At 49.4% G+C, this 14,019-nt stretch carries 14 protein-coding genes and 2 tRNA genes; 12 read left to right on the forward strand and 4 right to left on the reverse strand.

Annotated elements, in window-relative coordinates; translation table 11 throughout:
- Positions 1-5 precede the first annotated feature (5 nt).
- Entirely contained in the window at positions 6-1,055 is a 1,050-nt protein-coding gene (locus BLS62_RS22460) for an RluA family pseudouridine synthase (protein WP_093186360.1), read from the reverse strand.
- On the opposite strand from BLS62_RS22460, the gene BLS62_RS22465 reads away from it, so the two are divergent.
- From BLS62_RS22465 to BLS62_RS22475, 3 genes are all read left to right on the forward strand, one after another.
- Complete coding sequence (locus BLS62_RS22465) at positions 1,054-1,410, forward strand: hypothetical protein (RefSeq protein ID WP_093186365.1); 357 nt, start codon at positions 1,054-1,056, stop codon at positions 1,408-1,410. The genes BLS62_RS22460 and BLS62_RS22465 overlap by 2 nt on opposite strands.
- A 90-nt stretch (positions 1,411-1,500) precedes the next feature.
- Positions 1,501-1,575, forward strand: a tRNA-Glu gene (locus BLS62_RS22470).
- A 70-nt stretch (positions 1,576-1,645) separates the two neighbouring features.
- Positions 1,646-1,720: transfer RNA gene (locus tag BLS62_RS22475), tRNA-Glu, on the forward strand.
- A gap of 156 nt (positions 1,721-1,876) precedes the next feature.
- Here the strand turns inward: BLS62_RS22475 and BLS62_RS22480 are convergent.
- Entirely contained in the window at positions 1,877-2,155 is a 279-nt protein-coding gene (locus tag BLS62_RS22480; protein ID WP_208991038.1) for a hypothetical protein, read from the reverse strand.
- A 290-nt stretch (positions 2,156-2,445) separates the two neighbouring features.
- Between BLS62_RS22480 and BLS62_RS22485 the strand changes: the two genes are divergently transcribed.
- Entirely contained in the window at positions 2,446-3,255 is an 810-nt protein-coding gene (locus BLS62_RS22485; protein WP_093186372.1) for a DeoR/GlpR family DNA-binding transcription regulator, read from the forward strand.
- A 98-nt stretch (positions 3,256-3,353) separates the two neighbouring features.
- On the opposite strand, the gene BLS62_RS22490 is transcribed toward BLS62_RS22485, so the two are convergent.
- Both BLS62_RS22490 and BLS62_RS22495 read right to left on the reverse strand, forming a co-directional pair.
- Positions 3,354-4,682, reverse strand: coding sequence for a hypothetical protein (locus BLS62_RS22490; RefSeq protein ID WP_093186376.1), 1,329 nt, complete (start codon positions 4,680-4,682; stop codon positions 3,354-3,356).
- Between the two features lie 108 nt (positions 4,683-4,790).
- Complete coding sequence (locus BLS62_RS22495) at positions 4,791-5,387, reverse strand: DUF1134 domain-containing protein (RefSeq protein ID WP_093186379.1); 597 nt, start codon at positions 5,385-5,387, stop codon at positions 4,791-4,793.
- A 241-nt stretch (positions 5,388-5,628) separates the two neighbouring features.
- Between BLS62_RS22495 and BLS62_RS22500 the strand changes: the two genes are divergently transcribed.
- The 8 genes from BLS62_RS22500 to BLS62_RS22535 all read left to right on the forward strand — a co-directional run bounded on the left by BLS62_RS22500 (position 5,629) and on the right by BLS62_RS22535 (position 14,010).
- Positions 5,629-6,102, forward strand: a complete 474-nt coding sequence (locus BLS62_RS22500; RefSeq protein ID WP_093189440.1) for a hypothetical protein — start codon at positions 5,629-5,631, stop codon at positions 6,100-6,102.
- Positions 6,103-6,195: 93 nt separating this feature from the next.
- The gene (locus tag BLS62_RS22505; protein WP_093186382.1) at positions 6,196-6,852 is read left to right on the forward strand and encodes a histidine phosphotransferase ChpT; all 657 of its coding nucleotides are present in this window, start codon (positions 6,196-6,198) and stop codon (positions 6,850-6,852) included.
- A 146-nt stretch (positions 6,853-6,998) separates the two neighbouring features.
- Positions 6,999-9,743 carry a hybrid sensor histidine kinase/response regulator gene (locus BLS62_RS22510; RefSeq protein ID WP_093186385.1) on the forward strand — a complete coding sequence of 915 codons (2,745 nt, stop codon included), beginning with the start codon at positions 6,999-7,001 and terminating at the stop codon, positions 9,741-9,743.
- Positions 9,740-10,234: a chemotaxis protein CheW gene (locus BLS62_RS22515; RefSeq protein ID WP_093186390.1), complete on the forward strand. Its 495-nt coding sequence runs from the start codon at positions 9,740-9,742 to the stop codon at positions 10,232-10,234. Before BLS62_RS22510 ends, BLS62_RS22515 begins: the two co-directional genes overlap by 4 nt.
- 31 nt (positions 10,235-10,265) lie before the next feature.
- Positions 10,266-10,631, forward strand: coding sequence for a response regulator (locus BLS62_RS22520; protein ID WP_093186393.1), 366 nt, complete (start codon positions 10,266-10,268; stop codon positions 10,629-10,631).
- A 24-nt stretch (positions 10,632-10,655) separates the two neighbouring features.
- The gene (locus BLS62_RS22525; RefSeq protein WP_244283659.1) at positions 10,656-11,891 is read left to right on the forward strand and encodes a protein-glutamate methylesterase/protein-glutamine glutaminase; all 1,236 of its coding nucleotides are present in this window, start codon (positions 10,656-10,658) and stop codon (positions 11,889-11,891) included.
- On the forward strand, positions 11,888-12,787 hold the full coding sequence (locus BLS62_RS22530; protein WP_208991039.1) for a CheR family methyltransferase: 900 nt from the start codon (positions 11,888-11,890) through the stop codon (positions 12,785-12,787). The genes BLS62_RS22525 and BLS62_RS22530 overlap by 4 nt, the downstream gene beginning before the upstream one ends.
- 218 nt (positions 12,788-13,005) lie before the next feature.
- Positions 13,006-14,010 carry an MBL fold metallo-hydrolase gene (locus BLS62_RS22535; protein ID WP_093186400.1) on the forward strand — a complete coding sequence of 335 codons (1,005 nt, stop codon included), beginning with the start codon at positions 13,006-13,008 and terminating at the stop codon, positions 14,008-14,010.
- Positions 14,011-14,019 lie beyond the last annotated feature (9 nt).

The raw sequence follows: 14,019 nt of genomic DNA on the forward strand, positions 1-14,019 counted from the left end.
TTGGCCTAAATTTTTTGTAATGATTGGAGAAGACTTGCAAAGTCGGCAGGTAACTCCGATTCAAACTTCATTAATTCCTGTGTTCTGGGGTGCGCAAACGCCAAAAGACCTGCATGCAGTGCCTGACGTGTGAACTCCGCGAGCTGCGTTTTTAATGGATCTTGAAATTTATTATATTTAGTTTTGAAACCAGAACCGTAATCCATATCACCAATCAGTGGATTTCCGATATGAGCCATATGAACTCTGATTTGATGAGTTCTTCCCGTTTCCAACCTGCATTCTATCAGGCTAGCAACAACTGGCTCATCTTGTGCGCCAAAGCGTTCTTTCACTTGCCAATGGGTAATGGCATGGCGACCACCGGTCTTAAGGACGGCGATTTTTTGTCTGTTTGTTGTGGAGCGCGCGAGGTTCGCTTCGATGGTGCCCTTTAATACAGAGGGAGCTCCCCAGACCAATGCTTTGTAAGCTCGTTCCAGTGGACCTGTTCTGCCATGGTCAGCAAACTGTGCAGCCAGCCCCTGATGCGCCAGATCGTTTTTGGCAACAACCAGCAAGCCGGTGGTGTCTTTATCAATCCGATGCACGATGCCTGGGCGTTTTACGCCGCCGATCCCCGACAGGGACGACCCGCAATGATGGATAAGTGCGTTGACCAAGGTTCCCGTTGGATTGCCTGCGCCAGGATGAACCACGAGGCCAGCCGGTTTGTCGATGACGATCAGATCATCATCCTCATACACAATCGTAAGGGGAATATCTTCCGGCTGGGGTTCTGCTTCTTCCGGCTCAGGGACAAGAAGAGTGATTGTATCTCCGTCACAGACTCTATATTTAGGCTCCATCACCGTGCGCGGGCCAATATTAACCTGGCCTGCCCGGATCAGGGCTTGCAGCCGATTGCGGCTGAAGTCATCTAAATGAGCGGCTAAAACAGCATCCAGTCGGCGGCCAGTATCTTCTGGACCGGTTTGGACTTCTGCGTGTTGCTGCTCATTCGTGTTTACAGAGTTTGTGAGCGGCGATGCGCCCTCAGGAGATTTATCGTTCATGCGTGATCCTAATAATGACAGCGTTGAGACTGTACAGGACGAACTTGATCCAGCAGCTTTGAGGCTTCAATCGAAGCTGCGCCGCCTCTTGATGGGATCAAGCCTTGTCATGGTGCTCGGCTTACTGGCTGTCTTTGCGGCTATCTTCTATAAGATTAACGCCAATAATTCCAATGTTACTGCAGATAATGTTGCAGCGACAATTGCGATCGGCCCTCAGGCACAGGTTATGTCTGTTACGCAAATGGATGGAAAGTTGGTTATGCTTATTAAAGAGGGGACTACGCAAGCGCTTGTGTATATCGACCCTGTAACAGGGCGAAAAATAGCACGAACGGATTTTGTTGCGAGATAGGTGGATAACCCTTCTTTTCTTTAGGAGAAGGGGCTTGCCAAGCGGGGGTTTAGCCCATATACCCCCGTTCATCGCAGCAGCGAAGTCTAGGCGCCCATCGTCTAGCGGTTAGGACGCCGCCCTTTCACGGCGGAAACAGGGGTTCGATTCCCCTTGGGCGTACCAAAGACTTTAGTTGCGATACCAGGTAGTTATCTACTTGTAGACAAGGCTCTATAGCCTTCTCACTATGTGAGCGCCCATCGTCTAGCGGTTAGGACGCCGCCCTTTCACGGCGGAAACAGGGGTTCGATTCCCCTTGGGCGTACCACTTGTTTTCCTTCCCAAAATTGTTGAAATTATAGCGCAGTGATAGTTGCTGTGAGCAATTCTGTTGATGAGTTGTGGGTTACTGCCATTGTGCGGGAACACATATCTGATCCCGCTGCCCGATTTTCTCTGCCTATTTAAAGAATTTCAGAGTTTTTTAGAACCAGCGGCCATTTAGGCCTGCTCCAAGGTGGTGATCTTCTTTTTCACCTTCCACATCCGCCCAGAGTTTTTCGTCAGCATTGCCAGCTTGTTTTGCGCTCTTGACTGTCTTTGCGAGACTTTCACTGAGTTGCGCGTTCATTTTTTTCAGGTCATCCATGTTGTCGAGCACTTCGATGCGCGCCTCTGCTGATTGGATAGTGGTCTTCAATGCGGTTGGCTTCTTTTCAGATTGCCTGTTTGCACTGTGTTGCCGTTCCATAACGCGGGTCACAGGTGGTCCCTCTAATGTGTTATTGCCGAACTTTTATGATGCAGTGTTTTGATCCGCATGACCTTTATCGGATTTCTCTGGGCGGTATCATGACAAAGATTGAAAAAGTTACAGCTCGTCCCCTTTTATGACGTATTAATACTAAGAGTAGGGGAGCCGAGGCAAGAGGACTTTTGTGCCAAAATAATCTAATGGTTGGCTGGATGCCTCTCAGTTTTTAGCTATAGTACTGTGAAACATCGCAAATTGCAGATGTTAGGTAAGTATAAAAAAATAATCGGACTTGATTCATGATGCTGGTTTCTCGCCACAACTCCATACTTGATATTGCCCGTGAGACCGGAAAGGTTGAAGTGGATGAACTTGCCCTCCGGTTTTCTGTATCTCCGCAGACTATTCGTAAAGACTTGAAAGAGTTGAGTGATCAGGGATTGTTGACACGAGTTCACGGCGGTGCGTTGCTGTCGTTTGGTGTTGAGAATATGGGGTACTCCGCGCGGCAAGATCTGGCAGGTAAGGAAAAAGAGGAAATTGGCCAGGCTGCTGCTGACCTCATTCCTGATCGTGCGTCTTTGTTTGTGAATATCGGTACGACGACAGAAGCGGTAGCCCGTGCGCTGATCCAGCATACCGGACTGATGATCATTACCAATAATCTCAACGTTGCCAGCACTCTGCGCCCGTTCTCCGAGAATGAAGTCATTATCTCCGGTGGGCTTGTGCGGTCTTCTGATGGTGGTATCGTCGGTGAGGCCGCAGCAGATTTTATCCGGCAGTTCAAGGTGGACTATGCAGTGATCGGTGTGTCTGCGCTGGATCGTGATGGAGCGCTGCTGGACTATGATTATCGTGAGGTGCGCGTTGCGCAGGCGATTATCGAGAATGCGCGTCACGTCATTTTGGTGGCTGACCGGACGAAGTTTGAGCGCTCAGCGCCTGTTCGCATCGGGCATATCGCGCAAGTGAATACATTTGTGACGGATACGCTCGTCTCGCAGGATTACAGGCAGTTGCTCGCAGATAATGAAGTGCGGTTGGTGGAGGTCGCCGGCGCATCAAAGGCGCAGAGTGCTCCTACTCACTCAGCAGCAGAAGCATAAGTCCGGTACAGTCGCGTTTGTAATGGCAGTACCGAAGCTGCTGAGGGCTTTCAATTATCTCTGAGTTTGAAAATCAGGACCCCCTCACGGAATAGCCTTTAGCCGTGTGAGTTGCTGGTTTTTCTGACATCAGCAATGCGCTCAGCCAAATTTTTATCATCCTCGGGGGCGACCGCAGTATCGTCTGCTTTGGATGTTGCTCCAGCAGTCTTTGCGGCGGCGGCTTTACGAGTCCGTGGTTTGGCTGTTTTTGCAGAAGCGCGTGCCCGTCGTGTTTTAGGCTCTGGAGTTTCCACAGGGGCATCTGCTCCGGTTAACGTGCTGAGATCATTTAGGACCTCGTCGTACTTGTCGGAGAGTGGTGGATTTTCTGAAATTGCTTTTGCGGTGATTTGTGCGGCCAGATCCTTCAACTCATTGCGCAGGTCGACAGCATCTTCGATCTTGCTGGAGCTCTTGGCTCTTTCCTCAAGTTGTTTTGTCAGCTGCTCAATAGTCTTCTTTGCGTCGTCTAGATTGGTTTCTAAGCTTTTCATGTGTTCAGGCGTCTTAATATTCGGATTTGAAAGGGAGCGCTTTGCTGGCTGTGTTTGTGCTGCTTTTTCCACTTTCAGATCGTGTTTGAGTTTATCCCGCTCCCGCTCCAAAGAACCATAGCGGCTCTTGAGCTTGGAGAAGGACTGGGAAGCAAGTTGCGCCGCTTCGGCGGGAGACGTCGGTTTGCGTTTGGTGTCTGCTTCAGCTGTCATCTCTGAGACTTGCTTGGAAATCTGTGCAGCCAGATCTGCTAGCGGGTTGTTCATGTCTTCAAGGCCAGCGGTATCAACGGGTGCTACCGGCTTAGCAGAAGCTGGGGCTTCCTTGAGCTCTTGATCAAGCTCACGCGTTTTCTTTGCGGCGGCTTTTTGCTGTAACTCGATGATTTCCGCGGATTGTTGCTGCTCTGCGACAACCGGAGTCGGCTCTGGTGCCTCGGAAGCAGTTTCGTCCGGTTCAGCTATGGGATCTGTGGTTATACGGTCCTCCGCGGAGAACGGGATTGGGTCTGATGGCGAGCGGCGGCGTAAAAAGCGGGTCGCCTTTTGAGCCATGCTCTTGCGATCACGTGCTGACTTGAGCTGTACAACGCTTAATTCTTCTTGTAACTCGGCAACTTTCGCGTCAGCCAATGACCGGGCAGATGCGTTTTCTGCCATTTTTTCAGTCATGTTTTGAAGGCGCACTTCCATTTGGCGCACGGCGATAGCGTGCTTTGCGCGTAAGGCATCCTTTGCCATTGTGGCTCTGGCATAGCTAATTGGATTGGACGCCTCAATCGCTTTGCGCGTGAGACGTACAGCTCGGCCCCATATGAAGGGGAGGGCCGCGAGTGCTAAGATACTCGCCAGGAAAAAGCCCAGAGCAATATAAAGTGCAATTTCAATCACAAACTATGCCTGATCTATTTTAGGGGCGGGCGAGGTCATTTCAATGCGAAGCATAATCTCTCACACGCCTTAATATGCCAACATATAACTAACGCCGAGTTAGTTATATCAGAAAGGATTCCATGTTGGCTTCCTAGTAAATTTCAAATAGCCCATATTGAGGCCAAGGCGTGCGCCAACACCTGCGCGAACGGGAACAATAAAGACATCGTTGTTGGACAATACCTGCATGCCAAAGCCGCCAACCAAGTAAGCCGAGCCTTTTGCACCTACATAGCGCTTATAGATTGCGTCGACGCTTGGCAGATCATAAACCAGCATCATGACGCGTGCGCCATCACCTCCGACATCAAAGCCGAGAGATGGGCCTTGCCAAAAAATCTGGTGGTTGCCTGCATTGCGAGTGTAAAGCGTACCTTCACCATATGCAGCACCTGCGAAGAAAGCAGCAGAGCCTTCTTGTCCCAGGATATAGCCGTTTGGTTCGCCGTATTTCTGCACTGCTCGTTCAACAACCTGTGCCAAACCGGTTGAGATAGACCCAAAGAACTCATGACCAGCAGTCATGATATCTGTTTCGTGGTAGCGCGATTGATCTGCGCTCGATTGCGCAAATGAGTGTGTGTTTAACGCCAGCAGTGCGAAGCAGGCGCAAAGGATGAATGCAGCTTTGTTGCGCAGATTGCCGAACAGGCTCGTCATCATGCCAACGTCTCCTTCTAAGAAACCCGAGTATTTGGTTTATTTAGAGCAATTCCAAAATTAAAAGCATACTGCAACATCTAGGTGCAACAAGTAATAATGCCTTACATCTACCTAGCAGTTAATCACTGTATACAGGGGTAAAAATGTGCATCGCGTTGGCCTGAAGTTGCGTATTTTGTATTTGTATCGAACTTACTTGATTAGTTAATGCAGGTGATTCGGACTCTGGATGGGCAATTCTATGATTTTTGTGGTTTTCTACAGAAAAATGATGATTTGGGGCTGCTTTGCCAGTTGCAGTCTCGTTTTTCTGCTGCTGGCTTGTGGAGTTAGCTCTGCAGAGGACCGCTCCCAGTATTCCCTCTCCAGATGTGATCCAGTGTCCTATCAGATTGCAAACGCCCCTGAAAAAGGGCGCGAGGACCTTTCTTTGTCATGGGGTGGTCGTATTTGGGCCTTCACGAATGAGGGGAATAGAGAGGCGTTTAAACGTGATCCGAAAATCTATGCCCCTTTATTTCAGGGATGCGATGCGCTTTCACTTGCGCAAGGTTATCGAGCTGAAGGATTGGCGAAAATCTACCTTGTTTATAATCAGAGGTTGCTGGTGTTCCAAAGTCGGGAACACCGAGCATTGTTTTTGACTGAACCGGATACGATCCTCGCAAAGGCACAAAGTCGTGCACGCGATGTAAAATGCGGTCCATATCAATAATGTCTTGCTTGGCTTTAAACCGGCAGGAATGTACCTTTTTCGCCACATCACGAATCAATTACATGGCCAGTAGGCCAAAGTTTCGGAGCGGTTATGTCAGTATTTAAAGATTTGTCTTCCCTTGATCTTGCCGCACTCGTCGCAAGTCGCGTGTGTCACGACATTATTTCACCTGTTGGGGCTATAACCAATGGTTTGGAAGTGCTGGACGAAGAAGGTAATGAAGACATGGCAGATTTTGCTATGGACCTCATTCGTAAATCAGCGCGGCAAGCTTCTGCAAAATTACAATTCGCTCGGCTTGCTTTTGGAGCTGCCGGTTCTGCAGGAGCTGAGATTGATCTAGGAGATGCTCAGGAAGTCGCTACCGGGTATATGAGCAATGAGAAAGCGAATCTTGAGTGGGCTATGCCACGCCTGCTTTTGCCTAAGAATCAGGTGAAACTGGTTTTGAATCTCCTTTTACTCATGAATCAATGTGTTCCACGGGGTGGGATTATTACCATCAGTATGGAAGAGGATGCACAGGCTCCAAATTTTCTACTCAAAGCCGAGGGAACCAATGCACGAATCCCACAGGTTGTAGGTGAAATATTGTCTGGACAGGAGCCAGAACGCATTGATGCTCATACAGTTCAGCCAATTTATGCCGTTTTGTTAGCAGGTGAGGCGGGATTCAATATTGAGTTATCTAAAGACGGTGACATCGTTATATGCAAGGTGAATACTCATGTTTCTACATCCGTATGATCCCTAGTTAAAAACAATCAGTTATCCTAGGTTGGATGAATCTCACAATCTTTCAACCTATGTTAACCGTTTCGCTTAACACTCAACCTTAACGAAATTTCGGAGTCTCATGTTGAGGCTCCCTTAAGCATTGAGTGGGTGCGGGCATGGACGATCTTCTCAGAGAGTTTCTCACTGAGACCAATGAAAGCTTGGATGTTGTCGACGTAGAATTGGTGAAGTTTGAGCAAGAGCCAAACAACGCAAAAATTCTCAACAACATCTTCAGGTTGGTGCATACGATAAAAGGCACTTGTGGGTTCTTAGGACTGCCGCGGTTGGAAGCAATTGCTCACGCTGCTGAAACTTTGATGGGCAAGTTCCGCGATGGTGTTCCTGTAACCCATGAAGCTGTGACACTTGTTCTTGGTTCAATTGATCGAATTAAAGATATTCTTACGGATCTTGAAACTGCTAATGGTGCTGAGCCTGATGGCACGGACCGCGATCTGATTGATGAATTGGAGCGTCTTGCTCTGAGCGCAGAAGATGACGACATGGCTGCTGCTATGGCGGAGGATAAAGCTGCTGAGGAGGAAGAAGGCAACGATGTCTTACAGGTTTTGGAGCGTCCGCTTCGTCCTGGTGAAGTTTCCTTAGAGGATCTTGAACGCGCCTTTCAGGAAGCTGATATCGAGATTGAACTGCCAGTTGCCGAAGAAGAGATTGAGGAAGAAACCGAACTTGTTGCTCCTATCTCCGCAACTTCTCCTGCAGAGGTAAAAGCTCCTCAGCAAGAAGCGGTGAAGCCAAAAAATCCAAGTGGTGTAGGTAAAGCATCTGGCCAAAGTGTTTCCAATCAATCTATTCGTGTGAACGTTGAGACACTGGAACACTTGATGACAATGGTTTCTGAACTGGTGCTGACACGCAACCAGCTGCTGGAAATCGCTCGTCGTCATGAAGACAGCGAGTTCAAAGTGCCTCTGCAGCGTCTGTCCAATGTGACGGGTGAGTTGCAAGAAGGTGTGATGAAGACGCGCATGCAACCAATCGGTAACGCATGGCAGAAGCTTCCACGTGTTGTTCGCGATCTTTCTCAGGAACTGAACAAGCCTATCGGGCTTGAGATGATTGGTGCTGAGACAGAACTTGATCGTCAGGTTCTGGAGCTGATCAAAGATCCACTGACACATATGATCCGTAACTCTGCCGACCACGGTTTGGAAGATCCTGCTGAACGTGTCGCTGCTGGCAAGCCGGAAAAAGGGAACATCACTCTTTCTGCTTACCATGAAGGTGGTCACATCATCATCGAGGTTAAAGATGATGGTCGCGGTCTGAACCTTGAAAAAATTAAGGAAAAGGCACTTAAAAGCGGCATTACGACTGAAGCTGAACTCGAAAAGATGCCAGATCAGCAGATCTATAAGTTCATCTTTGCAGCCGGCTTCTCCACAGCGGCAAGCGTAACCAGTGTATCTGGTCGCGGTGTTGGCATGGATGTTGTCCGTAACAATGTGGAAATGATTGGTGGCTCAATTGATTTGCGCTCGACGGCGGGCCGTGGATCAAGCTTCATCATCAAGATTCCACTGACACTTGCTATTGTGTCCACGTTGATCGTGGAAGCAGCCGGTAATCGTTATGCGATCCCTCAGCTTTCCGTGGTGGAACTGGTGCGTGTTCAGTCCAACTCAGAACATCGTATAGAGCGGCTTAAAGATCGCCCGGTCCTGCGCTTACGCAGTAAGCTTTTGCCACTGGTACATATGTCAGAATTGCTTGGTCAGACTGAAGACGCTGATCTTGATGAAGACAATGGCTTTATCGTGGTTATGCAAGTTGGCAGTCAGTTGTTCGGCGTTGTTGTTGATGGTGTCTTCCACACGGATGAGATTGTTGTGAAGCCAATGTCTTCCATGCTGCGCAACATCAACATGTTCTCCGGCAATACCATCCTTGGCGATGGCTCCGTTATTATGATCATCGATCCAAATGGTGTGGCCAGCGCGATGGCAAGTCACGCATCAGGAACCTTGAGCGATACTGCGGACGATGAGCGATCTCAGGAAGATCTGAGCGTAGTTGACGTGGATGCACCAATTTCACTGCTGCTGTTCCGTTCCGGTTCTGATGAGCCTAAAGCGGTTCCATTGTCTCTGGTTACCCGTCTTGAGGAGTTCGACATCTCCAAGATCGAACGTTCCAATGGTCGTGATCTGGTGCAGTACCGTGGGGCATTGATGCCTCTGGTTTACCTCAATGAAGGTGACACCCATAAGACTGAAGGCACTCAGCCAATGCTGGTGTTCTCTGACAATGGTCGTTCCATGGGTCTGGTTGTTGACAAGATCGTGGACATTGTTGAAGACCAGATGAACATTGAAGTGGTTTCAGAGCGTCAGGGCGTGCTGGGGTCTGCCATTGTTCGGGAGCGTGCAACTGAGGTTATTGACCTTGGTTATTACCTGCCATTAGCCTTTGATGACTGGTTTATGCGCAAAGAAATCAACACGACCTCGAAGGCGAGAAAACTTCTCTTCATCGATGACAGTGCCTTCTTCCGCAATATGCTAACACCGGTTCTGAAAGCGGCAAGATACGATGTAACTGTTTGCTCTAGCGCTCAAACCGCATATGAGTTGATGGAAAAGGGAACAGACTTCTCTGCGATTGTGACTGACATTGAGATGCCAGATATCAGCGGCTATGAATTCTGTGAGAGCTTGCGTGGTGATACACGCTTCCGCCATCTCCCAATTATTGCGTTGTCTGCTGTGGTCACACCGGCATCCATTGAAAAAGGCCGTCAGGCTGGCTTCGATGACTATGTTGCCAAGTTTGACCGTCCAGGATTGCTTGCAGCGCTTAAAGATGTATTGACCAATGAATTGGGAGTTGCAGCATGACCGCTAATAGACTCACTGTCGTCGACAACGACGTTCGTCAGGGCAGCAGCGATCACATCCAGTATGTGACCGTTGTTATCGGGGGACAGTTGTTTGGTCTTCCTATCTCTCAGGTGCATGATGTTTTTGTGCCTGAGAAAGTGACGCATGTTCCGTTGGCCCCGCCTGAGGTTGAAGGTGTCTTGAACCTGCGCGGTCGCATCGTGACTGCCATCAACATGCGCCGCAAGCTGCACCTTAAGCCAAATGATGCTGATCAGGGGATGATGGCTGTTGGCATCGAATACAAAGGTGAGTCCTACGGCCTCGTGATTGATGCTGTAGGAGAGGTCCTTAATCTGCCGAAAAACGAGATGGAAGTGAACCCATCCAACCTTGACTTCCGTTGGGCCGAGATTTCCGGCGGCGTTCATCGTTTGGAGGGGCAGTTGATGGTCATTTTGGATGTCGACCGTCTGCTGAGCTCCCTGGTTGAACCTAAAGCTGCGTAAAGCATACCTTCGAAGCGAGAGAGCCAATTTAATGAAACAGTGTCTGGTTGTTGACGATTCCAGCGTAATCCGCAAAGTGGCCCGCCGCATTTTGGAGGACATTGGGTTTGCGATCACCGAGGCCGAAGATGGGCAGAAGGCACTTGATGCATGTAGAGCTTCAATGCCCGATGCTGTTCTTTTGGACTGGAATATGCCTGTCATGGACGGGTTAGAATTCTTAGCAAAGCTTCGTGAAGAAGAAGGTGGAAGAGAGCCGATCGTTGTGTTCTGTACAACAGAGAACGACGTCGCTCACATCACCAAAGCTATCCGTGCGGGCGCTAATGAATACATCATGAAACCGTTCGATCGGGAAATCCTATCCGCGAAATTTCAGGAAGTTGGATTGGTCTGAGAAATGAATATGGGTCGGATGGGCATGCATGCAAAAGTGGAGGAGCCAAAGACGGGTGAAACCGGACAATTGGCTCCTATCCGGGTCATGGTCGTAGACGACTCCGTGGTTATTCGTGGCTTATTCAGTCGATGGATCGAAGCTGATCCAGAACTTGAAGTGGTCGCAACCCATCGCAATGGCGAATTAGCGGTTAAAGATATTGAGCGCAGCAACCCTGATGTTGTGGTGTTGGATATTGAAATGCCGGTAATGGACGGTCTTACGGCTCTACCTAAATTACTAGATAAAAAGCGTGATCTTATCGTCGTTATGGCGTCTACACTGACGCGCCGAAATGCGGAAGTAAGCCTGAAGGCCCTTTCGCTTGGCGCGACAGATTATGTCGCTAAGCCGGAAACGACGAGCCAGACAGCAGGCGCAACTGAATTTCAGCGTGAGTTGCTGGAAAAGTTGCGTTTGATTGGACGTGGTGGGAAGCGCCGACAAAGAACGAAGCCTGCAGCTGAGCCAGTTCGCCGGATGCGTGCTGAGACGGTGAATGATCCGCATAAACGGCAGTCGGATGCGCCTGCTGAGCGTGTGGACAGTCGCACGGCGATGCAACGTTCCAGAAGGCGTGCCATTCAAGCGGGGGGAAACCAGAGTATTACGCTTCGGCCATACTCTTCGGTTGTTCCACGCGTGCTTGTGATTGGCAGCTCTACGGGTGGACCGCAGGCTTTGCAGCGCGTTCTGCTCGATGCGAAGGAGGGCCTATCGAAGGTTCCTGTGGTGATTACGCAGCATATGCCGCGTACATTCACGACAATCCTTGCAGAGCACTTGCACAAACAACTTCAGCTTCCATCCCGTGAAGCTGAGCATATGGATGTATTGAAGCCTGGGAATATTTATGTGGCCCCAGGAGGAATTCATTTAAAAATCGGCAAGCAGAACGGGCAGCCAGTTGCGCTGCTTGAAGACGGGGAACCTGTCAACTTTTGTAAGCCATCTGTGGATCCACTTTTTGAAAGTGCAGCCGAAGTTTACGGTACCGCCTGTTTGGCACTCGTTTTAACCGGTATGGGCAGTGACGGCGCGTACGGCGTCGATCTTATTGCCGGTAAGGGTGGAAGTGTAATTGCACAGGATGAGGCCTCCAGCGTTGTCTGGGGAATGCCAGGGGCTGCTGCCCGAACAGGGAATTGTAGCGGTATCGTGCCTCTCGATCAAATTGGTGCACAAGTCAAGCGTATCTTAAAAGGAGCCGCGCGATGATGACTTCTGAATATGATTTTCTGAAGAAATTTTTAAAATCCCGTAGCGGCCTCGTCCTATCCGATGAAAAGCAATATCTCGTCGAAAGCCGTTTGATGCCAGTTGCTCGTCGTCATTCTTTTAAAGGACTAAGTGAGCTCATTCTTGCTATTGGCAAGCCGGGTTCCATGTCCCTGCAGAGTGATGTGGTTGAAGCGATGACGACGAATGAGTCATTCTTCTTCCGAGATAAGACCCCGTTCGAGAACTTTCGTAATGTGATGCTGCCACATCTGTTGGACGCACGTAAAACACGTCGGAGTGCGCGGATCTGGTGTGCTGCAGCTTCTACAGGGCAGGAACCTTATTCTCTCAGCATGTACCTGAAAGAGGCGAGAGCCAAAATCGGTAATTTCCGCTTTGAGATTTTGGGGACTGACCTTTCGAGCGAAGTTCTGGAGAAGGCTCGCACTGGTATCTACAGCCAGTTTGAGGTTCAGCGGGGTCTGCCTATTCAGATGCTGCTGAAATACTTCTCTCAGCAGGGCGAATTGTGGCAGGTGGCTCCGGAAATCCGGGCGATGGTGCAGTGGCGTAAGCTAAACTTGCTTGAGAACTTTAGCCATCTTGGCGAGTTTGACGTTGTGTTTTGCCGGAACGTGCTGATCTATTTTGACCAACCGACCAAGATTGATGTGTTGAACCGCATCTATCGCCAGCTGCCAGATGATGGCTTCCTGGTTCTTGGTGCTGCGGAAACTGTTGTTGGACTGACCGATGGTTTTGAACCATATCCTGGTCTTCGCGGTGTTTACCGCAAAAAGCAGGCTGTTAGTCGTACGGCAACGCCTACAAAGAAATTGGGCAGAACTTTAGGTTCACCAATTCAGGCGTTGGCAGGTGGGTCCCGTTTCTGATCTGGACTTTGAGATTACAAGAAAATGAGAGGCCAGCATTTGCTGGCCTTTTTTTGTTTAGGCTTCTGGCTTTGAATGCTCAATGTGTCGGTCTGGGTTGTTGCTAATCACGTACAATTCAATTGAATTTTCTGCGGAAGATCTCAGAGTTAAGTGACGGGGGACTGGTATTTCTTTCTGGTCTTCAAACGGCTCGAATACATTGAGGAGGAGGCACTATGGGATCTCGTGGTATTTTTGATGTAAACCGACGAACAGCGTTGGCCTTAGGCGGAGTTGGCATATTGGCTGCTGGATTGTCGCCATCATCGGCTCACGCAGAGCTGCCTGTTGTTCCGGGAGACCAGTTTGCGCCCGCGACCGAATTTCAGCTCGGCGAATTCAAAGTGTTTGCGCTGTTGGACGGCAGCTTTATCTCAGAAGACCCTCAAAACATTTTTGGGATGGAGCAGAGCGCTGAGGTTTTTGAAAAAGCCAGCCGTGATCATTTTATTCGATCTGATAAGTTTCGTGGATTTTTCACACCGACCCTGGTGAATACCGGAGATCAGCTGGTTTTGTTTGATACCGGGCGTGGTGAGCTTTCTCAACCGGGCAGTGGAAATCTGCTCAAAGCTCTGGCGGGAATTGGCGTTCATCCTCGTGATATCGATGTTGTGGTGCTAACCCATATGCACGGCGATCATATTGGCGGCCTTATGCAAAACGGAGTGCCGACCTATTCCAATGCGCGGTATGTAACCAGCCCGATTGAATTTGAGTATTGGGAGAAGCTTGGACCTGGTGGAGGTGGCAGTGCGCAAGCATTTGCGCAGGATGTTTTGCCATTGAAGGATAAGTTCACTTTTATCAATCCAGGTGATGAAGTGGTTCCCGGCATTACTGCTGTGGAAGCTTTCGGCCACACTCCGGGCCATATGATTTATCTGGTGGAAGCGAATGGTAAAAAGCTGATGCTGACTGCCGATACCGCAAACCATTTTGTTTGGTCTGTGGCCTATCCTGATTGGCAGGTAGTTTTTGATATAGACAAAGCGAAAGCAGCTGAAACCCGCCGACGTGTCTTCACTCATTTGGCTGAAGAGCGAATTCCGTTTATTGGCTACCACATGCCTTATCCATCTCTTGGATATGTTGAAAAGGATGGCGATGGGTTCCGGTATGTTCCTGCGACCTATCAGTTGCAGCTTGGTCATGAAGACGAAGCCAATCCTCCCGAATAATAAGGGGTT

Origin of the sequence: Pseudovibrio sp. Tun.PSC04-5.I4 (genome assembly GCF_900104145.1) — a bacterium.
In the GTDB taxonomy this organism is placed as follows: domain Bacteria; phylum Pseudomonadota; class Alphaproteobacteria; order Rhizobiales; family Stappiaceae; genus Pseudovibrio.